22 protein-coding genes and 1 riboswitch are annotated in these 19,569 nt (G+C 60.5%); of the genes, 2 read left to right on the top strand and 20 right to left on the bottom strand.

What is annotated here, in order from left to right; translation table 11 throughout:
- Positions 1-27 precede the first annotated feature (27 nt).
- From HMPREF1147_RS10470 to HMPREF1147_RS10450, 5 genes are all read right to left on the bottom strand, one after another.
- Complete coding sequence (locus tag HMPREF1147_RS10470) at positions 28-489, bottom strand: pyridoxamine 5'-phosphate oxidase family protein (RefSeq protein WP_009658863.1); 462 nt, start codon at positions 487-489, stop codon at positions 28-30.
- A 345-nt stretch (positions 490-834) separates the two neighbouring features.
- Positions 835-1,500, bottom strand: coding sequence for a hypothetical protein (locus tag HMPREF1147_RS10465; protein ID WP_071604427.1), 666 nt, complete (start codon positions 1,498-1,500; stop codon positions 835-837).
- 128 nt (positions 1,501-1,628) lie between these two features.
- Positions 1,629-2,252: an N-acetylmuramoyl-L-alanine amidase gene (locus HMPREF1147_RS10460; protein ID WP_009658775.1), complete on the bottom strand. Its 624-nt coding sequence runs from the start codon at positions 2,250-2,252 to the stop codon at positions 1,629-1,631.
- Positions 2,249-2,443: a hypothetical protein gene (locus HMPREF1147_RS10455; protein WP_009658847.1), complete on the bottom strand. Its 195-nt coding sequence runs from the start codon at positions 2,441-2,443 to the stop codon at positions 2,249-2,251. The genes HMPREF1147_RS10460 and HMPREF1147_RS10455 overlap by 4 nt, the downstream gene beginning before the upstream one ends.
- 523 nt (positions 2,444-2,966) lie before the next feature.
- On the bottom strand, positions 2,967-3,896 hold the full coding sequence (locus HMPREF1147_RS10450) for a LysR family transcriptional regulator (RefSeq protein WP_009658868.1): 930 nt from the start codon (positions 3,894-3,896) through the stop codon (positions 2,967-2,969).
- A 248-nt stretch (positions 3,897-4,144) separates the two neighbouring features.
- Here HMPREF1147_RS10450 and HMPREF1147_RS12185 point away from each other — a divergent pair, with 248 nt between their 5' ends.
- Positions 4,145-4,309 (top strand): hypothetical protein, encoded by a 165-nt coding sequence (locus HMPREF1147_RS12185; RefSeq protein WP_009658838.1) that lies wholly within the window; start codon positions 4,145-4,147, stop codon positions 4,307-4,309.
- 235 nt (positions 4,310-4,544) lie between these two features.
- Here the strand turns inward: HMPREF1147_RS12185 and HMPREF1147_RS12095 are convergent, their stop codons facing one another.
- From HMPREF1147_RS12095 to HMPREF1147_RS10430, 4 genes are all read right to left on the bottom strand, one after another.
- Positions 4,545-4,709, bottom strand: a complete 165-nt coding sequence (locus tag HMPREF1147_RS12095) for a hypothetical protein (RefSeq protein ID WP_156791332.1) — start codon at positions 4,707-4,709, stop codon at positions 4,545-4,547.
- 186 nt (positions 4,710-4,895) lie between these two features.
- Positions 4,896-5,903, bottom strand: a complete 1,008-nt coding sequence (gene hypE, locus HMPREF1147_RS10440) for a hydrogenase expression/formation protein HypE (protein ID WP_009658820.1) — start codon at positions 5,901-5,903, stop codon at positions 4,896-4,898.
- The gene (gene hypD / locus HMPREF1147_RS10435) at positions 5,893-7,002 is read right to left on the bottom strand and encodes a hydrogenase formation protein HypD (RefSeq protein WP_009658801.1); all 1,110 of its coding nucleotides are present in this window, start codon (positions 7,000-7,002) and stop codon (positions 5,893-5,895) included. The genes hypE and hypD overlap by 11 nt, the downstream gene beginning before the upstream one ends.
- Positions 7,002-7,247 carry a HypC/HybG/HupF family hydrogenase formation chaperone gene (locus HMPREF1147_RS10430; protein WP_009658857.1) on the bottom strand — a complete coding sequence of 82 codons (246 nt, stop codon included), beginning with the start codon at positions 7,245-7,247 and terminating at the stop codon, positions 7,002-7,004. Before HMPREF1147_RS10430 ends, hypD begins: the two co-directional genes overlap by 1 nt.
- A gap of 433 nt (positions 7,248-7,680) precedes the next feature.
- On the opposite strand from HMPREF1147_RS10430, the gene HMPREF1147_RS10425 reads away from it, so the two are divergent.
- Entirely contained in the window at positions 7,681-8,424 is a 744-nt protein-coding gene (locus HMPREF1147_RS10425) for a hypothetical protein (RefSeq protein ID WP_009658859.1), read from the top strand.
- Positions 8,425-8,440: 16 nt separating this feature from the next.
- Here the strand turns inward: HMPREF1147_RS10425 and hypF are convergent, their stop codons facing one another.
- The 11 genes from hypF to HMPREF1147_RS12435 all read right to left on the bottom strand — a co-directional run bounded on the left by hypF (position 8,441) and on the right by HMPREF1147_RS12435 (position 19,061).
- Positions 8,441-10,840, bottom strand: a complete 2,400-nt coding sequence (gene hypF, locus HMPREF1147_RS10420) for a carbamoyltransferase HypF (protein ID WP_156791336.1) — start codon at positions 10,838-10,840, stop codon at positions 8,441-8,443.
- The gene (locus tag HMPREF1147_RS10415) at positions 10,840-11,370 is read right to left on the bottom strand and encodes a HyaD/HybD family hydrogenase maturation endopeptidase (protein ID WP_009658836.1); all 531 of its coding nucleotides are present in this window, start codon (positions 11,368-11,370) and stop codon (positions 10,840-10,842) included. Before HMPREF1147_RS10415 ends, hypF begins: the two co-directional genes overlap by 1 nt.
- Complete coding sequence (gene hypB, locus HMPREF1147_RS10410; protein WP_009658821.1) at positions 11,360-12,034, bottom strand: hydrogenase nickel incorporation protein HypB; 675 nt, start codon at positions 12,032-12,034, stop codon at positions 11,360-11,362. The genes HMPREF1147_RS10415 and hypB overlap by 11 nt, the downstream gene beginning before the upstream one ends.
- A gap of 4 nt (positions 12,035-12,038) precedes the next feature.
- On the bottom strand, positions 12,039-12,377 hold the full coding sequence (gene hypA / locus HMPREF1147_RS10405) for a hydrogenase maturation nickel metallochaperone HypA (protein WP_009658793.1): 339 nt from the start codon (positions 12,375-12,377) through the stop codon (positions 12,039-12,041).
- A 7-nt stretch (positions 12,378-12,384) separates the two neighbouring features.
- Entirely contained in the window at positions 12,385-12,630 is a 246-nt protein-coding gene (locus HMPREF1147_RS10400; RefSeq protein WP_009439398.1) for a heavy-metal-associated domain-containing protein, read from the bottom strand.
- Between the two features lie 92 nt (positions 12,631-12,722).
- Positions 12,723-13,406, bottom strand: a complete 684-nt coding sequence (gene cybH / locus HMPREF1147_RS10395; protein WP_009658826.1) for a Ni/Fe-hydrogenase, b-type cytochrome subunit — start codon at positions 13,404-13,406, stop codon at positions 12,723-12,725.
- A gap of 11 nt (positions 13,407-13,417) precedes the next feature.
- On the bottom strand, positions 13,418-15,331 hold the full coding sequence (locus HMPREF1147_RS10390) for a nickel-dependent hydrogenase large subunit (RefSeq protein WP_009658890.1): 1,914 nt from the start codon (positions 15,329-15,331) through the stop codon (positions 13,418-13,420).
- Positions 15,328-16,416 (bottom strand): hydrogenase small subunit, encoded by a 1,089-nt coding sequence (locus tag HMPREF1147_RS10385; protein ID WP_009658824.1) that lies wholly within the window; start codon positions 16,414-16,416, stop codon positions 15,328-15,330. The genes HMPREF1147_RS10390 and HMPREF1147_RS10385 overlap by 4 nt, the downstream gene beginning before the upstream one ends.
- A gap of 274 nt (positions 16,417-16,690) precedes the next feature.
- Positions 16,691-16,833, bottom strand: a riboswitch (molybdenum cofactor riboswitch).
- 103 nt (positions 16,834-16,936) lie between these two features.
- The gene (locus HMPREF1147_RS10380) at positions 16,937-17,848 is read right to left on the bottom strand and encodes a hypothetical protein (protein WP_009658870.1); all 912 of its coding nucleotides are present in this window, start codon (positions 17,846-17,848) and stop codon (positions 16,937-16,939) included.
- Positions 17,849-17,877: 29 nt separating this feature from the next.
- The gene (locus tag HMPREF1147_RS10375) at positions 17,878-18,783 is read right to left on the bottom strand and encodes a M23 family metallopeptidase (RefSeq protein WP_009439327.1); all 906 of its coding nucleotides are present in this window, start codon (positions 18,781-18,783) and stop codon (positions 17,878-17,880) included.
- Between the two features lie 227 nt (positions 18,784-19,010).
- On the bottom strand, positions 19,011-19,061 hold the full coding sequence (locus HMPREF1147_RS12435) for a hypothetical protein (RefSeq protein WP_353935320.1): 51 nt from the start codon (positions 19,059-19,061) through the stop codon (positions 19,011-19,013).
- Positions 19,062-19,569: the final 508 nt, after the last annotated feature.

Here is a 19,569-nt window from a genome sequence, read left to right as displayed (position 1 = left end):
TCCCCTCCTTTGGCTTTTCCCTTGCCTTTACTTCTTGCGCGCCTTCCCGGTCAGCGTCTCGATGTGCAGGCAGAGCGCCGCCGTCCGGTGCAGATTCGCGGCGATGTAACGACGCCCCGCCCGCATATAGTCCGCGCTGTATTTCACGAGGAGATGTTCGAGCGCGGCTGTCTTTGCCGCCTCCTCCGTGATCTCCTCCATGCGCCCCGCCGCGATCACCGACCAATAAATCGTCGCGAACTGATCCGGCAGCACCTGCGTATCCGTCACAGCGGTAAAGACCGCGCGGCTGTCATGCGCCATGCAGTCCATCTTCGCGCCGCCCTCCGTCGTCCCATGGAAATAGATCGTGTCCCCGACCGCCGCATAGCTCATCGGCACGGCATACGGCGCGCCGTCCGCCGTCACGAGCGAGAGCACACCGTACTCTCCTCGCTGCAGCACCTCGCGCGCCTCTTCCTCCGTCAGCTCCCTGTCTTTTCGTCTCATTTTCGATTCCCTCTCATCGTGCAGAAAAACAGCCCGCCGCGGCGGCAGGCTATACGAACCAATCACCATTCAACGTTGCAGAAATACGGCATATTTAAGTCGATAAGCCGCAAGCCAGGCATCTCCAGGGATCACTCCGGCGCCTCACCTTCCTTTGCAGGAATGAAATAGTATCCAAAGCCCACTCCACAGCATGCCCTCTCTCGATTTTATTTTACTGGATTGTTGCTCTTCTTGCAAGAATCAGCACAATAAAACCTCCCGCTGCAGCTCTTTCTATTTTACAGCAAGAGGTTTTTTCATGGTCAATTATTTAGAACACCGTCCAATGGAACCCTTTCAGAACTATTGGATTGTAATCGCGACGCCGTGCGGTTTCTCCGGATTCATTGCTTCCGGCAGTTCATCAATCGTAACGTTGAGATCCGTATCAGCCGCAACCTTTGCTTCAAAAACTGATCCCTCAGGAAACGATACATTTGCCCCCCTCATGAGTGCACCTCCGAGAATACTGACCACAGCGACGACAGCAACAGCACCGCCATCGTTGTGTCTCTTCCGCTCAGCAGTGTATTCAAGCGGAATCTCCACGCCATTGACAGCCTTTACGCTATCCACAGTGAACTCTAGTTTTCCCGCACGGCCAAACATACCGGATCTCGTGACGCGTGTGACTTTCGCAAACACCTTCGCTCCAGCCGGTACAACAACCACGCCATTGACGATTAAATTCTCTGCTAACTTCAAGGGAACCATATCCCCTTTGCGAGCTCTTTTGGATGTCAGTTCACTGGTCAAAATAACGGATAAAACGGTATCCTTTGGAATATATGCGTGGTCTTTAGGGATTTTAGAAATGACAGGCTTGCCCCCATCCAAAGACGGCTTAAACGGCTCCCATGTACCTGTCTCATGAGTACGCTGCACAGGCTCAGCAGCAAAGGCAGGCACAGCAGTGGACAGAGTTGCGGCACATAGTCCAAGTGCCATTGTTTTCTTAAATTTTCTCATCACGGTATCCTTTCCTGAACAAAACATCCAAAATATTGAGTCAAGCATATTATAATATTATTCTCACCTTAGGTCAAGATGTTCTATATACAAAATCATCTGCCTACTTGATACACTCTATCCCTGCCTTATCTCTTCCATAGCTCCCTATAAAATGCCGCCTTGCCCCGGAGGACGTCGCCGCCGCGCGTGCCGTCCGCCGACCACGGCGCGAACGCGGGGCTCTCGGGCGTGCCGAGATACTCGAGATCCCAACGCTCGCAGGTCGAGTGCGGTCCATAGGGCGCATGCGCGTACACGCCGTCCTCATTATCCGCCGCCTCGCCGTGCGTCATGATGCGTTCCTTATCGATCGTCAGCCAAAGCCCGCCCGCAAGCGCGGCAATCGTCTGTGCCGCCGCCTCGATCTGCGCGCCCGTCGGCGGCTCATCCCCGAGATGCTCGGTCGTTGCCCCATAGGCGCAGAGGAGCGCGATACTTACACTCCCGCTGTTGCGCATGTAGGTCGCGGCGCGCAGTGCATCGAGCGCACCGTCCCCCACGACATAGACGCCGCCGTCCGCATCGATCTGCACATGATAGTCCGCAAAGAACTGCCCGTAATGCCCCGCCGTCCAGTGCAGATACAGCTTTGTCTCCCGATCATAGCGTGCCGCCGCATCGTGCAGAGCGGCGCGGTATCTTGCACCGAGCGATACAAGATCATGCAGCGTCACACGCGTCATCTCCCCACGCGGGAGTACGCCGCTCATCGGAGCACCCCCTGCTCATTTTGTCGTGACCGTCGTTCCTCCCGTCCGGCGACCGTCCGCCCGAGGAAGCCGATCAGCCCCGACGCAATATTGCTCGTCAGCTCCGCGCTCCCGTAGAACACTGAGAGAATCGCAAGCGCGACCAGCCCCGTCCCCACCATCCAATCCACACGCGGCAATTTTTCATGCATATGACGCACTCCTTTCTGTTCCTACCGGCTCAGGTACATATACTGCCTATGTACCTGCATGAAGCGCGGAAAAGAAGAGGTGCGCATAAAAAGAGGTTCTGTACGAAATAGGTACAGAACCTCTTTTTTGAACGCGTGAAAAATTGCCCTTGCAGGGACACATTACATACGCCATTCTCCACAACGATCCGCGCTGCCGCGCCCTGTAACGATATGCGGCGACGTAATTTGCCATGCGCGAAAATCCCGCGTCACGTCTCTCTACCGCAACCTGAGTGAAGCAGAAGTTTGGATGCAGAGCAGGGAATGAGAGAAACACAAGCGCCGGCGTAGTTAAAGCCCTACGTCAAGCGCAGTGTTTTTCGATATGACACAGCTATGCGTCCCGTCATACCGCAACGTAAGTGATGCGGAAGTTTCGATGCATAGCTAGGAGATGAGGAGAACGCGAGGAAGGCGTAGCCAAAACCTACGTCGACGAAGCGTTCGACGAAACGACGACGCTAGGCGCGAAAATCCCGCGTCACGCCTCGCGCGTCACGCCGAGTCCTTGGGGGCGATCCTTCCCTTCTATCAGCATCTCCTTCGTCAGTGTCCTCAGATAGTTCATGACGAGGCGCACGTCGTCGAGGGTTTGGCGTCCTTTTTTGACGACGAGTCCGCTGTTGATGAAGATGGGGTCGAGGAGGGGGATCTGTACGAAGTCGTCGGACGGGAGGACGGACGGACGGGCGAGGATGGTGGAGGCGATGCCGCTGCGCACGAGATTTTTGACGGTGTGGAGGTAGGGCGAGTAGTGGACGACGTTCGGTTTTTCGCCGATGTGTCCGAAGGCGTCCTGGACGAGGCGGTCGATGAAGAAGCTGCTGTCGAGCATGACGAGCGGTTCGTCGCGCAGTTCGCGGATGCTGACGGTGTGGCGTTTTGCCAGGGGATGTTCAAAGCGTGTGACGAAGGTGCATTCGCAGTCAAAGAGTTTCGAGTAGTTCAGGCGTGCGCTGAAGTCGACGGTGTAGTTGGTGAGGGCGAAGTCGAGTTTTTCTTCTTCGACCATTTGAAGGGCGCTGACGCCGCCGGTTTCGATGATTTCGAGTTCGATTTCGGGGTGCGCTTCGTGAAATTCGCCGAGGAGGTACGGCAAGAAGACGACGCCGAGCTGGAGGGGCATGGCGATGCGGACTTTTGCGTGGCGGTGTGCCATGTCGCGGATCTCGTCGTCGAGGCGGGTGACTTCGCCGAGGATGAAGGAGATTTTGCTGAGAAGTTTTGCGCCGTCGCTTGTGACGGTGATTTTACGCCCTTCGCGGTGAAAGAGGTTGAGTCCGGTTTCGGTCTCGATCGCCTGCATGGCGACGGTGACGGTCGGCTGGGAGACGTGGAGCTGCTCTGCCGCCTTGGTGATATTTTGCCATTGACAAACTTCATAAAAATACCGCATTTGTACAAGCGTCATAGGGTCATCTCCTTCCGCCGCCTACGGGCGTCTCCAACCGTGCTGTGTTATTAGTTTACTATATATATAAATATTCAAATATGATAAATATCACAAAATCGATAGTTTTCATCGATAGTTTAGCACTATTTTTGATTAAAAAGGGGTATTTCTCTTTTGGTCGTGTTCGTGCTATGTTAATTCTAGTTCAAATGCGCCGATGTGCGGCGCTTTACGATAGTTGAAAAGATGAGAAAGGGGAATTTACGATGGCAGTGTATTTTGCAGATGCGGTGGAGCGTTTTGTGGAGGATATGCTGGAGGCGAACGCGGACAATCTGAAGGCGTTCGAGACGAAGCCGGGTGTGTATTCGAATGTGGATCTGGAGACGCATCACGAGGTGGAGATTCCCGATGTGCATCTGACGAAGTAAGATGGTACGGTGAAGAGCGGTCTATAGGATCGCTCTTTTTTGTTGGGGTTTGTGGTAGGATGAGGGTATATGTTATAGAGTGGTGCAAGGTGGAATTATAAGGGGATTTTATAGCGCGGCTCAGGGCATATTTCTTGCCGCTGCGCAAACGGTACGGCAGGAACTTTTCATCATATAGATAGTCCCGCCGCACAGTCCTATGCCGCTGCGCGTCATGGACTGCAAAGCGGCGGTCTCACATTCCCCTGTCTTGAATCGCTATGTGCCGTACCGCCCCCTGCGGGGGTAAATGCTCCGCGGCTGCGATCATACGCCCGTTCGCCGCACGTCCCTGTTCCGTTCTATACGCGTGGATCGTATCGCCGCCCCTGCGCAGATAGGCGATCCACGGCGGCGTCACGTACCGCCAACGCTATGCGCCAAAATCCCGCATCCCGCCCTATGATATGCCGTAACCTGAGTGACGCGGAAGTTTGGATGCAGAGCAAGGAACGAGAAAAATACAAGCGCCGGCGTAGTTAAGAGCTACGTCAAGCGCAGTATTTTTCGCAGTGACACAGCTATGCGCCAAAATCCCGCGTCACCTTTAGCAAATTCTAGGGACGAGTTCCCCCGCTGGCATATCCACAACTCTCACTCCTCCCAGCGGGGTGCGTATGCCGACGGCGCCGGGGGCGTCGGCGCCGGTCTCGCCGATGACGACGGCTTCTTTGCCGTAGACGTTCTCGTGCATGACGCGGAGGACGCACGCGGTGTCTTCGGGCGGGACGAAGGCGAGGAGCTTTCCTTCGTTGGCAAGCGTCAGGGGGTCGAATCCGAGCAGTTCGCAGACACCCTCTACTTCGGGGCGCACGGGGATCGCATCCTCGTCGAGGAGGATGCCGACGCCCGCGGCATTTGCGATCTCGTTGAGCGATGCCGCCGCGCCGCCGCGTGTGGGGTCGCGCAGGACGGCGATGCGGGGCGCAGCCTTTAGCATTTCTTCGACCATATGGGAGAGCGGGGCGCAGTCGCTCGTGATGCCGGGCGGGAGGGTCAGATTGTGCCGCGCCGCCATGACGGTGGCGGCGTGGTCGCCGAGTGTGCCGGAGACAATGATGTCCATTCCGGGGCGCACGTTCGTCGGGGCGATATGCGCACCCTCGATGAGCCGCCCGACGCCCGCTGTGTTGATGTAGATGCCGTCGCCCGCCCCGCGCGGGACGACCTTGGTATCGCCCGTGACGATGAGGACGCCCGCCTCCTCTGCCGCGGTGCGGATGTCCGCGACGACGCGGCGCAGGGTCTCTATGGGAAGTCCTTCTTCGAGGATGAGGGCGAGCGAGAGGTACTCAGGGCGCGCGCCCGTCATGGCGAGGTCGTTCACGGTGCCGCAGACGGCGAGCCGCCCGATGCTGCCGCCCGGGAAAAAATGCGGCTGTACGACGTAGGAATCTGTGGTAAACGCGATTTTCCCCTCTGCCGGCAGAACCACGCCGTCATGCAGTCCGTTCAGCAGTGTATTGCCGAGCGCGGGGAGGACGATCTCCTCGGTCAGGGCGCGCGACAGCCGCCCGCCCGCGCCGTGCGCAAGTGTGATCATTTCATGCTCCATAGCGGAACCTCCCCGCACCGTATTTGTACCACGCGGCGCACGTTCCTTCGACGGACACCATGCAGGGTCCGACGGCGTGCTCCGGGACGCAGCTCCGTCCAAAAAGTCCGCAGTCCTTCGGCACGATTTTCCCGCGCAAGACCTCGCCGCAGCGGCATCCGCGCCGTCCGTCGGGGACGTCGATCGCGCCGAGGGGGCGCACGGCGGCGAAATCATAGGCGGCGTATTCTGCGCGCATTCTGAGCCCCGATGCGGGGATCATGCCGAGTCCGCGCCACGCTGTGTCCGCGGGTTCGTAGACGCGATCCACCGCCGTCTGCGCGGTGGGATTTCCCTCAGGGCGCACGACGCTCCCGTAGGCGTTCTCGACGCGCGCTTCGCCCACCGCCAGTTGGCGCACGAGCATATGAAGGGCGCACAGGATCTCCTCAGGGCGAAATCCGCCGACGACGCCCGGCATATGATAGTCCTCGGCGAGGAAGTCAAAAAGCCGCGTCCCGGTGACGACGGCGACATGCCCGGGCAGGAGGAATCCGTCGACCTGCGCGGTAGGGTCGTCGAGGAGGGCGCGCATGACGGGCGGGACGAGTTTTTGCGCGGAGAGCAGGAAGAAATTCGTGAGCCCTTGCCGCTCCGCGGCGAGGACTGCCGCCGCTTCGGTCGGGGCGGTCGTTTCGAAGCCGACCGCGAGGAATACGATTTTTTTCTCAGGATGCGCCGCCGCAACCACGAGTGCATCGAGCGGCGAGTAGACGACGCGGACGTCCGCGCCCGCCGCCTGCGCCGCGGCGAGGCTCGATGTGCTCCCGGGGACTTTCAGCATGTCGCCGAAGGTCGTGATGATGACGTCCTCCTGCCCCGCGTACGCAATCGCGGCGTCGATGTAGGCGTCGTGCGTGACGCAGACGGGACAGCCGGGGCCTGAGACGAGCTCGATTTCCTCGGGGAGGATCTGGCGCAGTCCCGCACGGAAAATCGCGACGGTGTGCGTGCCGCAGACCTCCATAATGCGGATGCGGCGTCCAAGGGGGGCGAGCAGGCGGTGCATTTCGCCTGTGACCTCCGCCGTGAGCGCGCGCATGTCGTTTGCCGTCCGCATCAGTGCGTCCTCAAGGCGTCGACTGTGCGCGGCGCGCCCTGCATCTCTGCGCGCAGGGCTTCCATCGCGCGCACCTCTTCCTCGTCTACGATCTGCATCGCAAAACCCGCGTGGACGAGCACATAGTCGCCCACCGCCGCTTCGGGCAGGAGCATCAGGCTCGCCGAACGGCGCACGCCCTGCACCTCGACGGCGGCGAGTTGGTCTTCGATGGAAACGACCCGAGCGGGTACTGCCAAACACATATTTATCCTTCTTTCTATCGATGACGCGGGATTTTCGCATCATTTAGGTTATGGTAAATCGGCGGGATTTTCGCGTTGCGTTGTTTGTTATTGTACGGCGGTAAGTTACGCCGCCGTGGATCGCTCGAGGGCGCAGCGGCGCGGCGCCCCTACGGGGGCGGTATAGATGCCGGGTTTGCCTATTTATCGGTTGGCGCGCGTAGATTGATAGGATTTATAACGTGCCGCCGAGGCGTCCGCCGCAGCGATTTTTAAGCCCCGCTTTTTTCGCAAGGCGGATGCCTCGGCGGTGATACAAGCCCCGCGCGTAGATTGCGCCGCGATATTCCCTTTCCCACATATTTGTCGACGAAACGTTATGATTCTATAGACATTATGGTATTCCGGTCGATATTATAAACAGCAGGATTGATTGAACCATGGAGGTACGATCATGAGAATTCAAGGCACATCCTCTTTTCCGGGGAGCGAGACACATTCTATCATACACGGAACGCAGGCGCGCCGCAAGCCACCCGAGGCCATCCTTTCCCGCGCCGCGGAGGTATTCATCAGCAAGCGCGGGGCGCAGCTCCAAAAGGGCGATACGGACATGGACGCACTTTTGACCCCCGCGGAGCTTGCGCTTGCCGCCGATCAAAAGGAAATCGACGACAAGAGGGAAAAGAAGTCGCAGGCGGCGGATATCGAAGCGCGCATCCGCACGGACGTGACCCTGTCCGACGAGGATAAGAGCGTCCTGCAAAAGCAGGCGGACAAGCTAAAGAAAGAGGGCATGACCGACGAGGACAGGCTCGCGCAGCTCTATCGAGAGCGCGGTGTTTGGGAAAAGCGTTCTATGAGCGATACCGCCGCGCCCGATGAGAAAATCGCCGCCGGCAGTATGATCGTGCACTACGACGGCAGGATCGATAATCTTAGGCGCACGATGCAGGAAAAAGAAACGCACAAGATGCACCTGCGCACCCAAGCGGTACAGGAGCGCGCCGATCTCGAAGCCGCCGCGCAAAAGGAACAGGAGAAGATCGACGACGCTATAATCGGGGCGAGCGGCGACGACGCGTCTGCGCTCGAGACGCTGCTGCGGTACGAAGCGCAGCGCAAAGCCGCCAAGGATAACGCCGCGGTGCGCGAGGATGCCGCACCTGCGGGGCAGAGTCAAACGTCAAGTACATAGTGTGTATCGTGTATCATTAGGAAACATCTTCTTGAGGAAGGTGTTTCCTTTTTTCTCGGTTCGAGAGAGCTACCGCTGCTTGACCATACGCCACCCCCCCGTCGTTCGGCGGCACATGATGTCCAAGCAGAACCCGGTAGGACTCTCCAATCTGCGCTAGGAGCAATTCAAGCAAGAGCGCGTTTTGAAAGACCCCGCCGGAGAAGGCGACGGTGCGAAGCCCGGTCTCGCGTGAAAGGCGGTCGAGGAGGTCGTAGGTCGCGGCGGCGAGCGTGACGTGGAAGTCGAGGGCGCGCCCGGCGCGCTCTTCGTCCGAGAGCTGTTCCGCTTCGTCCGCGATCGTCCGAAGCACGGGCATGAAGTCGATCGTGCGCGGCGCGCCGCGCTCATCCGCCCTCCGCAAGGCATACAGCAGTACTCGCCCGCGCCGCCGCGCTCTGCGCGCGCATTGCTCTAGCTCGATTGCCGCCCGGCCCTCGTATGTGTTCACATAGGTGATGCCGAGGAGCGCCGCCGCGGCGTCAAAGAGCCGCCCGACGCTCGATGTGAGCGGCGCATTGATGCCCGCCGCCGTCGCCTGCATGAGGAGCTGCCATCCGGATGGGAGCTGCGCGGCGAATACGGGACAACGCGCCGCGAGCGCATCTCCATGCACGCCGCAGAGTACCCACAGCGCAAGCCGCCACGGCTCTGCGGCGGCTTTGTCCCCGCCCGGCAGGGGCAGATATGCAAAATGCGCGAGCCGCTCATAGCCCGTAAGGTCTGCGGCGAGGAACTCCCCGCCCCACGCGTGCCCGTCGTCCCCGTAGCCCGTGCCGTCAAACGCCGCGCCGAGGACGCGCTCCGTGCATCCGTGCTCCGCGAGCACCGCCGCGATATGCGCGTGATGATGCTGGACGCGGACGAGGGGGATCCCCTCCTCCGCCGCGCGTTCCTCAAGGCAGCGCGTCGATAAATAGCTCGGGTGCAGATCGGCGGCGAGAAGCTGCGGATGCAGGTCGAACAGCCGCTCATAATGCGCGATCGTCCCCTCGTAGGACGCGCGTACCTTCGCATTCGTGAGGTCACCGATGTGCTCGCTGAGGAACGCTTCGCGCCCGCGCGTCAGGCAAAACGTACTCTTGAGCTCCGCCCCGCCCGCGAGCACGGCGATCTTCGAATCAAAGGGGAGCGCGACGGGCGTCGGTGCAAAGCCGCGGCTGCGGCGCACGATCATGCGCCCGCCCGCCGCCATGCGCACGACCGAGTCGTCCACGCGGTGCGCGATCTCGCGGTTGTGCATCAATATCGCGTCGGCAATGCCCGGGAGTTCCCGCCGCGCCGCCGCGTCCTCGTAGAGGATCGGCTCGCCGCTGAGATTCGCGCTCGTCATGACCCAGAGGTCGCCCGGCGCGAGCAGGAGGAGGTGCACGGGCGCATAGGGGAGCATCACGCCGAGGTACGCGTTCCCCGGCGCGACGGACGGTGCGACGCCGCCGTCGGCATCCCCCGCGCCATCCGCAGCATCCGCCGCATCCCGCCGATGCCGCCGCAGGAGGACGATGGGCGCGACGGGCGATGTGAGCAGCCGCTCCTCGTCCGCCGATACTTCGCACAGCTCCCGCACGGTCTCCGGTGATCCCACCATCACGGCGAGCGCCTTGTCCTCGCGGTGTTTGCGTGCGCGCAGACGCGTGACCGCCGCTTCGCTCCGTGCATCGCAGACGAGATGATAGCCGCCGATGCCCTTCACCGCGACGATGCCGCCCGCGGCGACGATGCGCCGCGTCTCGGCGATCGCATCTCCGTCAAACGCCCCCGTCTCCGTCAGCAGGCGGTACGCGGGTCCGCAGTCCGCGCAGGCGTTCGGCTGCGCGTGAAATCTGCGGTCGGCGGGATCGTCATACTCCCTTTGGCACGCATCGCACATGCGGAACGCCGCCATCGTCGTGAGCGGACGGTCGTACGGCACGCCGCGGATGATGGAGTAGCGCGGGCCGCAGTTCGTACAGTTCGTAAAGGCGTAGCCGTGCCGACGATCGCGCGCGTCCATGGTCTCGCGCCTGCAGTCGGCGCAGACGGCGAGATCGGGCGAGACGAGCGTGCGCGGCGCGTCCCCCGCAGGGCTTGGCAGGATGCGAAACACAGTCTCCCCAAGGGGCGGCACATCCCGCACGGTCACCGCCGTCACGGATGCGGCGAGCGGCGCCTCGTCACGCAGCGCGGCAGCGAACGCATCAAGCGACGCCGCCGCGCCCTCCACCTCGATGCCGACGCCCGCGCTGTCATTGAGTACCCATCCGCCGAGCCCACAGCGCATAGCAAGCCGATAGACAAACGGGCGAAACCCGACCCCCTGCACGATCCCTGAGACACGAAAGGCGCGCCGCTCAGCGGCGCACCTCTCTCCGCTCTGCGCGGACAATCGTTCCTCCATCATGCGATCCGCACGCTGCGCTGCATCCCGCGCGGAGACGGCACCGCGCCCCAACGCACGAGCTCCTCCACCGCGCGCGCGGCAAAGGACGGGAGCGCCGCCGCCATCTCGGGGCTGAGCGTGAGTCCCGCCGACAGCTCGTACGGCTGCATCCCGAGGACTACTACCTGCGGGATCGCGCGGTTCGTGATCGTGAGCCACGCGAGCACATCCTGAATGCCGATCTCGTGCGAGGAGAGTTTTTCCTGAAAATGCGCCATCACGGCGTCGTTCTCGAACCGGTAGACTTTCCCCGGCGCACCGCCCCCCGAAATCGCGTCGAGGATGAGGAGCCGCTGCGTCCCCATGACGAAGTGCAGCAGCTCTGGACCGAGCGTGCCGCCGTCGAGCAGGCGCACCTCCTCGGGGAAGTTCCATCCCTCCTGCAGGTACTCCATCGCGCGCACGCCGAATCCCTCGTCGCGCAGGATGATGTTGCCGATGCCGAGCACCGTGATGGGCGCGACCTCGACCAGCGATTCATCGTTCATGTGCTCCCCCTTTCCTCTTCGCGGCGACCGCCGCGCGCAGCCATGCGAGCCACTGTGCCATGCCGTCCTCCGTACGTGCGGAGACGGGCAGGACGGCGATGCCCGGATGCAGCGCCGCGATGTCCCGCCGCGCCGCCGCCATGTCAAAATCGGTGTACGGCAGCAGATCGCATTTATTCAGCAATGCCGCCGCAGACTCTTTGAAAATGAGCGGGTACTTGAGCGGTTTATCGTCGCCCTCCGTGACGGATAGGACAACCGCCTTTGCGTCCTCGCCGAGCGCGAACTCGGCGGGGCAGACGAGATTGCCGACGTTCTCGATGACGATGAGGTCGAGCGCGGTGAGATCGAGCTGCGCAAATGCCGCCGCGACCATCGCCGCGTCGAGATGACAGCCGCCGCTCGTGTTGATCTGCACGACGGGCGCGCCGCAACGCTCAATGCGCGCCGCGTCCTTATCCGTAAAGAGGTCGCCCTCGACAACCGCGATGCGGAGCTCTCCCGAAAGAGCGGCGAGTGTCCGCTCAAGCAGCGTTGTCTTGCCCGCCCCGGGCGAGCCGAGGAGGTTCAGCACGTAGATCCCATGCCGCGCGAGGAGCGCGGCGTTCTCCGCCGCCGCGTTCTCGTTGCGTCCGAGGATGTCCGCTTTGACCAGTACCTTCATCGTATCATTCCATCTCTATGTAGTCGACACGCATCTCGCGCCCGCCGGTGATCTCCATCCCGCCCCCGCAATCCGGACACAGGACGTTCTGCGGTCGTATATGCATCTCCCTGCCACAGTCATGACAGCGACCTGTGAGCGGCACGCGCTCCCATGTGAGCGCCGCCCCCGCCGCGATTGTCCCCCGTACGAGGGTGTCAAAAGCGAGGGAGAGCGACTCTGTCTCAACGCCCGCGAGTTCGCCGAGGACGAGATGTACCTCTGCAATACGGTGTGCATCATTCTGCCGTGCATAGTCCATCGCGATGTCGACGATGCCCTCGGCGAGCGCCATTTCGTGCATTGCCCGATTACAGCTCCGCTGTGAGACCGTGCGCCTCGATCGTGCGCGCGATCTCCATCAGTTTCGTCTTTGCGGGGGCATAGTCCACCGTCGTCTCTCCGTCATGCACATGGATATGCACATAGAGGACGCCGGGGAGACCGAGCAGGGCGTTTTGCACCGCCGCCGCGTTCTCCTCCGTATAGCCCCGCACAAAAAACTGCACATGCGTTGTGCTCTCGGCGATCTCGCCGCAGCCGCAGTCTTTACACATGGGATCATTCTCCTTCAGCGCAGGGATCTGTACCTGGCGCTTTACATAATTGCGCATTTTGTACAATGCGCGTTCACAATCATACAGCCCAATCATTCAACGTCTCTTGCGTCCGCCGGGGTATGCCGGAGCAGCTTGCTGCCGGCGAACATACTCGAGACTTCCGCTTCTCCTTCCATAAACTCTGAACGTACGACCAGATAGAAATGCCCGATGGCAAAGAGGATGATGACCCACGCCATATAATGATGTACGACGTGCGCCATGTACTCGCCGCCGAGAATGCGGTTCACCCATCCGAACATGATGCCGCCGAGGGCGTTCGGCTCGGTCATATAGTACATCGCAAATCCCGTCAGCACCTCGACCGCCACCATGCCGTAGAGCCCCGCGTACGCGGCGCGCGCGAGCGGGTTGCGCAGGAACGGCTTGTGCGAGAGCTTGAGGAACATATAGTGCCGCGCGACCTCGATGGCGTCGCGGTAGTACATGAGGTTCCAAAAATGCGGGAAAAGGCGGTCGCCGCGGTTGATGATAAACCCGTACACGCGCCCGATGAATCCCGCGCAGAACGCGAACGCCGCGACGAAGTGGATGTTCCGGATGAGGTTCATCAGGAGCGGCGAGTAGGTCGGCTCGGTAAAGAGCATCGTCGGCGGCTTCGTGATGAGCAGTCCCGTCACGGTGAGCACGACGATCGCCGTGGCCATCAGCCAGTGAAAGATGCGCAGGAAGGGACTAAAGAGGTAGTATTCCTTCCGTTCTTCTCGTTTCATAGCGCTTCCCCCTATTCGTCGATACGGAGACCCGCATAGGGGTCTGTGGTTACGACGCGGATCTTCTCCCCCTTTGCGTTGAAGAGATGCGTCGAGCACGCCATACACGGGTCGAACGAGCGCACCGCCTTGACGATCTCAAGCGGCTTGTCGGGGATCTTGACCACCGTGTCCATCATGGACGCTTCGAACGCGCCATGTCCCTCCGCATCGTCGCGCGGGCAGGCGTTCCACGTCGTCGGGACGACCGCCTGATAGTTCGCGACCTTGCCGTCCTTGATGACGACCCAATGACTGAGACCGCCGCGCGGAGCCTCGTAGAAACCGACGCCCTTCGCTTCCTTCGGCCACGAGGAGGGTTCCCACTTCTCGTTGTTGACGACCGTCGTGTCGCCGCTCTTGATATTCGCGACGAGCTTGTCAAAGAAATATTTGCTGATCTCGGCTTGGAGCTGTGCGTCCAGTGCGCGCGCCGCCGTGCGTCCGACGGTCGAGGGGAGCCACGCCTCGGGCGGCACGCCGAGTACCTTCGTCACGGCGTCGACCTGATCGACGATCATCTGCTCCGCCCATGTGAGCTGCCCAAGGAGCCCCTGTTTTGCCTTCGTATAGAGGACGATGTAGCGGGCGAGGGGGCCGACCTCGCAGAGCTTGCCGCGCCATTTCGGCGTCTTGAGCCAAGAGTATTTGCCCTGTTCGTTGAGCGCCTTCCACTCGGTCTTTGTGCCTTCCTTCGGCTCGGTGTAGTTCGGGTCGGTGACGCCCTCCCACGGATGGAGCGCGTTCTTGTCGCCATTCGGATATTTGTACCACGCGTGATCGACGCTCTCGGCGATGCCCGCGGGATCGGAGACGTCCTCCATCGTGAACTCATGCACCTTTGCCTGCATGACGCCGCCCGCGAAGTCCTCGACGACGCCGTTGCAGCGCACGAGGAGGTTCTTGAAGAAATCGCCGTTCGTTGCGCCCGCGAAGGGTTCCTCGGGGAACATGCCGAACGCGAGGCAGCGCTTTTTCGCAAGTCCGCCGCCGTGTGTATAGCCCTGCTTGACGTACATCGCGCCGATGGCGAGGACGTCCGGGAGATAGTAGTCGTTCATCATGTCCCGCGCCGCGTTGATGGAGCGGTCGACGATAGCGAGCCGCGCCGCATTGATCGGGGCGTTGCCGTCCTCCATGGAGATGGAGCAGGGCATCCCGCCGAGAACGTAGTGCGGGTGCGGGTTCTTGCCGCCGAAGACGACGTGCGGGATAACGAGATCCTTTTGCTTGTCGAGCATCTCGAGGTAATGCGAGATCGCCATGAGATGCACCTCGGGCGGCAGCATCTGAAAGTCCGGATGATCCCACCACTGTGCGGAGAAGATGCCGAGCTGTCCGCTCTCGATGATCTTTTGAATCTTTGCCTTGAGCGCGGCGTAGTAGGAGGGCGTCGCGACAGGCATATCGTGCGGGTACGCCTCGGTGTCGAGTCCCGCGGGGCCGCGGAAGGGGAGGCGGTAGGTATCGAGCACCGTATTCTGGAGCGCCGCCGTCGCTGCGGGGTCGGCTTTGAGCGCTTCGATGGGGCTGACCCAGTCGAGCGCGTGCAGATGATAGAAGTGGACAATATGATCGTGTTCTCCGAGCGATGCCGCGATGATGTTGCGAATGTAATGCGCGTTCTTCGGGATCGTGATGCCGAACGCATCCTCCACGGCGCGCAGACAGCCGAGCGCATGGGACGACGTGCAGACGCCGCAGATGCGCTGGATATATGCCCACGCGTCGCGCGGGTCACGGTCGTGCATGACGAGCTCGAGCCCGCGCCATGCCGTGCCGGAAGAGATCGCATCCTGTACTTTCCCCGTTGCCTCGTCGACCTGAATCTCGACGCGCAGATGTCCCTCAATGCGGGTGATGGGGTCTACAACAACGTGTTTCATTCGTGCACCTCTTTCTCATGCGCGGCGAGTTCTTTCTCATGCATACGTTTCTGCACGAGACTTGCGCCCGCGTGCGCCGCAACGCCGACCGCAGTCGCCACGGCAAGACCTGCGCCGACCATGTCGACGTCGATGCCGTTATACTCCGGGAGACGGCGCGAGAACGGCGCCTGATCCCAGAAGTTCGCATTGCTGCACCCGATGCACGGCGCACCCGACTGGATCGGATACGACATGCCCTGGTACCAGCGGAGATTGCCGCAGGAGTTATAGGTCTCGGGGCCCCTGCAGCCGAGGTGATAGAGACACCAGCCCGCCTTTGCGCCCTCGTCGTCAAAGCGCTCGGCGAACATGCCCGCGTCGAAGAACGGGCGGCGGTAGCAGGTGTCGTGAATACGGTTGCCGTAGAACTGTTTCGGCCGTCCCTCCGCATCGAGCGGCGGCAGCGTGCCAAAGAGGGCGACGTGCATGAGAACGCCCGTCATGACCTCCGGGATCGGCGGGCAGCCGGGGACGGCGATGTAGGGTTTCGCTCCGATGAGCGAGCGGATGCCGCGCGACTCCGTGGGATTCGGCGCCGCCGCCTGAATACCTCCCGAGGTGGCGCAGGTGCCGTAGGCGACAACCGCCTTTGCGCCCGCGGCGACGCGTTTGAGCGTGTGCTCGAAGGAATGCCCGCCCGACATGCAGGTGTATGCATGTGTGCCGACCGCAACGCCGCCCTCGACGGCGAGAATGTATTCGCCGTGATACTTCTCCATTGTCTTTTCGAGGTGCTCCTCGAACGGCGCGCCGCAGCCCGCGCTCAGCACATGGCTGTATTCGAGCGCAATGCAGTTCAGTACGAGGTCGGAGGCGAGCGGCGCCCCCGAGCGGATGAACGACTCGTCACAGCCCGTACACTCGTGGCCGTGCAGCCAAATGACGACCGGCAGCGGTTTGACCTCCGCCGCCTCAACGACCTTCGTGAGGTTGTCCGTGCTCAATCCCATGAGCGACGTCAGCGTGACGCAGGCTTTCAAAAAGCTGCGCCGGCTCATACCCTTCGCCAGGTATGCCTCCCATAGACTCTCCCTCTTGTCCACGCTCCTGCCTCCTAACAATAATACACAGGCGATTGCCTTTCGGCACGGATAATAAATTCTTCCTATGAAGATTTTTTATTATTATACACCCGACGGGGCGAAGAAGATATATAATTCGCCCTCTTCCTCCAATCATTTTTATCTGCGCCAATCCCAACTTTATATATAAAAAGGGGACCGCCTCCCGTGCCAAATGCACGACAAACAATCCCTCTGCATCCTGCGCGGCTGCTCATTCCGCACGGTAAGATCGCAAGCAGGTCTTGCGGCAGCGGTTATTCGTCGTTTCCTTTTCGATACGGGAAGGCGCGCGCATTTCTGCGCGTACCCGGTGCGCGCGGGGCGGAAGTCCCCCGGCGCAGGCGCAATATCATAGGCGAAGCCCTTAGATATTTTTGCTCGGAAACGCGGGACGATAGTAATTCTCTATCTGCCCCATAGTTATTTAATGATAACTTCATACTATCAGGATTCACGCCCGCTGTCAATAATCTACGCGAATACTACGGTAAAATTTTATTTATTGTTTGAATTTCAGCCTGTGCGCGAGTTTTTTCACCGTATCGCGCTCCTTCTCCGCCATGGTGTCCGGGCGGATCTCTGCCGGCTCACCGTCGCGTGCGCTGTCGGCGAGTACCTTTTCGTCCGCGCCGACGGCAATCACCGCGTAGGTGCTGACCGTATTTTTCTTGAGATCCATGACCCGCCGCTGGAGTGTGTAGCGCAGCTCTTTGTAGTCCTCGTCGTGCATGGCGTCCGCGAACTGCGCACGACCGAACTCGTTGTAGAGGATGAGCTGCCAGTAGGAAATGGTGCCGTCTTTATTCCGGTGCATTTTGCCGCGGTCAACGAACCACCCGCGCCGCTCGTCGCCCTCAACGAAGACCCAGTGCCCCTCTGCAAGTGTGGGCGCTTTGAGATGGGGATTTACTTCGTAGATCTTATCGATCAGCTTTTCGATCTCCGCGGTCACCTCGTCCACGGCGGCATTGATCTCATCCTCATCTTCCGTATCCGCCGTCCTGTCTGCGGCCATGGCGCTCTGCCATGCGTCCTTATCGCCGACATACGCATACCCCACCGGGCGGTCGTCTTTCGTGGGCGGGGCATCCGTTTCGTGTGCGGCATCGGCGCGCGCACCATGCTCATCGGATGATACAGTGCTTTTTTCCTCTGTGCTGTCTTGGCCGCTTTCCTTGCCATCCTGTTTGACGCGGGTATCCTGCGGTTCCTCAACTTCGCCGCCGAGTTCGTCCATCTCCTCGGCGAGCTTCTTATCCTCGCTTGCGGGAGCGTCGTTCTTCGCCTCGTCTGCAGATGTTTCCTCCGCTGTGGTCACCGTGTGGCTCTCCGATTTCTCCGCTGCGATACCGCAAACGGGGAGGAGTAAAATCCCTGCAGCGAGAAGATATGCGAACGATTTTGTTTGCATGACAAGATTCCTTTCTCTCTATCTCTCTATCAAAGGTACGGTGCCGGGTTCACGGGCTGTCCGTTCAGGCGCACCTCATAGTGCAGGTGCGGCCCGGTGGAATGCCCTGTCGAGCCGACATAGGCGATGATCTGACCGCGGCGCACCTGTTCGCCCGCCGTAACGGCAACCGCCGAGGCGTGCCCGTAGCGGGTCATGACACCATTTCCATGATCGATATCAACCATGTTGCCGTAGCCGCTCCCGCTCCACCCGGCGGCAGTGACGACGCCGTCGGCAGTCGCCGTGATGGGTGTGCCGGTGTCGGCGGCAATATCGATGCCCTGATGGAACTCCGCTCCGCCAAAACGCAGACCGTAGGGCGAGCTGATGAAGCCGTCCGTCGGCCATCCGGTCGGGGTCGTGACGGGCGCTGTGCCGCCAAGGCCAGACGCTCCCGGGTAGTTCTTCTGCACGATGCCGCTGAGTTCATCGAGCGATGCACGGCGCACTCCGATATGCCGCTCGAGCGCCGCGAGTGCCTCGCTGAGGTCGTCCGTTGTCGCACTGTGGGGCACCCCGCCCGTAGGCGCGGCGTCTCCGACCTGCGGATTGTCGTCCTCAGGCTGCGTCTCAGGGGCGCCGACGATGGCGCGCAGTCCGTCCTCCGTGCGGCGGAGCTTGCCCAGCTCCTCTTCGAGCGCGGCAGCTTTTTTTGACACCGTGAGGATCTGCTCCTGCTGTATGCGGTTCGCCTCGCGCAGCTGTGCCGTCTCCGCCTCATGACGGTAAGAGTGCATGAGCGTGTAGACTGAGAGCGCGGATGCGCCGATGAGTACGGCAAGTCCCGCGCCCGCCCCGACGGCAAGCATCCGCACAGCGCGCAGGGAGAGATGTACCGAGCGCGTCACATCGCTCTCTGTGTCAAAGAGCCGGAGTGTAAAGCGTTTTCCCACAGCTTCTGTGGATGTGGGAGGAACGGTAATGTGATTTGTGCTGTTGTTTATGCTGTTATCTTCGTTGTTGTTTATGTTGTTTGTGTTATTATCCATGTTATTTCCCATGTTATCGGTGGATTCTTATCGCCGATATTGAATGAATACTCGTCTATGCAGGCGTTCATATTTTCGTTCCTCTATCCTACTCTGCACAAATGAAAACCTGCTGAGTTTTCAGCAGGTCGTTATTCGTAATGTCCTTTGCACGACAAAAGTTCTATAAAGTCGTTTGTGATGCGATAGACGAGCCGATTCTGCTCGTCAATGCGTCCGGATCGATCAATTCATGAGGGATACCTTTGCCGGCATTGAGCTGTGAGATTCCTCGCCGAAGATGTCTCATATTGCTCTCTGAGCAGAACACGTCTGAAATTCTCTCTGCTGATTCTGTATCGCAAAGTTCTACGTTCTCATGCGACATATCGTTACTCCTACTACAAGGTTTTGTATTTAATCGCGGCTCAGGGTATCTTTCTCGCTGCTTCGCAACGGAAAATACGCTGTTTCTTCGGTTCGGGGGCATATTCTTGTCGCTGCGCAAACGGCGTGCGCGTCACGCCCGATGATAAAAGATACTGCGCCGCACCGCCGGGCAGTACCGCGGCGCGGCGACATCTGTACGGAACGAAAATGTCGGAGCACGCCGCCCCCTATGGGGGTAAAAGCTCCGCGACCGCGAATACGCCCCCTCACCGTGCGATAGAAAACGGCGATACACCTCATACGGCAATCAACGGCACACCG

Origin of the sequence: Selenomonas sp. FOBRC9 (assembly GCF_000287655.1) — a bacterium.
Taxonomy (GTDB): domain Bacteria; phylum Bacillota; class Negativicutes; order Selenomonadales; family Selenomonadaceae; genus Centipeda; species Centipeda artemidis.
Note: the sequence above shows the minus strand (reverse complement) of the source record. Positions and strands in the feature narration are given on the sequence as shown.

Excerpts from the sequence above, each read along its gene's own strand:
- HMPREF1147_RS10455 (WP_009658847.1), bottom strand. The coding sequence starts at position 2,443 with ATGCATGAAAAATTGCCGCGTGTGGATTGGATGGTGGGGACGGGGCTG.
- hypA (WP_009658793.1), bottom strand. The coding sequence starts at position 12,377 with ATGCACGAAATGGCGCTCGCCGAGGGCATCGTCGACATCGCGATGGAC.
- HMPREF1147_RS10425 (WP_009658859.1), top strand. The coding sequence starts at position 7,681 with ATGAGAATTCAAGGCACATCCTCTTTTCCGGGGAGCGAGACACATTCT.
- HMPREF1147_RS10470 (WP_009658863.1), bottom strand. The coding sequence starts at position 489 with ATGAGACGAAAAGACAGGGAGCTGACGGAGGAAGAGGCGCGCGAGGTG.
- hypD (WP_009658801.1), bottom strand. The coding sequence starts at position 7,002 with ATGCGGACGGCAAACGACATGCGCGCGCTCACGGCGGAGGTCACAGGC.
- HMPREF1147_RS10450 (WP_009658868.1), bottom strand. The coding sequence starts at position 3,896 with ATGACGCTTGTACAAATGCGGTATTTTTATGAAGTTTGTCAATGGCAA.
- HMPREF1147_RS10390 (WP_009658890.1), bottom strand. The coding sequence starts at position 15,331 with ATGAAACACGTTGTTGTAGACCCCATCACCCGCATTGAGGGACATCTG.
- cybH (WP_009658826.1), bottom strand. The coding sequence starts at position 13,406 with ATGAAACGAGAAGAACGGAAGGAATACTACCTCTTTAGTCCCTTCCTG.
- HMPREF1147_RS10460 (WP_009658775.1), bottom strand. The coding sequence starts at position 2,252 with ATGAGCGGCGTACTCCCGCGTGGGGAGATGACGCGTGTGACGCTGCAT.
- HMPREF1147_RS12185 (WP_009658838.1), top strand. The coding sequence starts at position 4,145 with ATGGCAGTGTATTTTGCAGATGCGGTGGAGCGTTTTGTGGAGGATATG.
- hypE (WP_009658820.1), bottom strand. The coding sequence starts at position 5,903 with ATGGAGCATGAAATGATCACACTTGCGCACGGCGCGGGCGGGCGGCTG.
- HMPREF1147_RS10415 (WP_009658836.1), bottom strand. The coding sequence starts at position 11,370 with ATGAACGATGAATCGCTGGTCGAGGTCGCGCCCATCACGGTGCTCGGC.
- hypF (WP_156791336.1), bottom strand. The coding sequence starts at position 10,840 with ATGGAGGAACGATTGTCCGCGCAGAGCGGAGAGAGGTGCGCCGCTGAG.
- HMPREF1147_RS10380 (WP_009658870.1), bottom strand. The coding sequence starts at position 17,848 with ATGCAAACAAAATCGTTCGCATATCTTCTCGCTGCAGGGATTTTACTC.
- hypB (WP_009658821.1), bottom strand. The coding sequence starts at position 12,034 with ATGAAGGTACTGGTCAAAGCGGACATCCTCGGACGCAACGAGAACGCG.
- HMPREF1147_RS10465 (WP_071604427.1), bottom strand. The coding sequence starts at position 1,500 with ATGAGAAAATTTAAGAAAACAATGGCACTTGGACTATGTGCCGCAACT.
- HMPREF1147_RS10400 (WP_009439398.1), bottom strand. The coding sequence starts at position 12,630 with ATGTGTAAAGACTGCGGCTGCGGCGAGATCGCCGAGAGCACAACGCAT.
- HMPREF1147_RS10430 (WP_009658857.1), bottom strand. The coding sequence starts at position 7,247 with ATGTGTTTGGCAGTACCCGCTCGGGTCGTTTCCATCGAAGACCAACTC.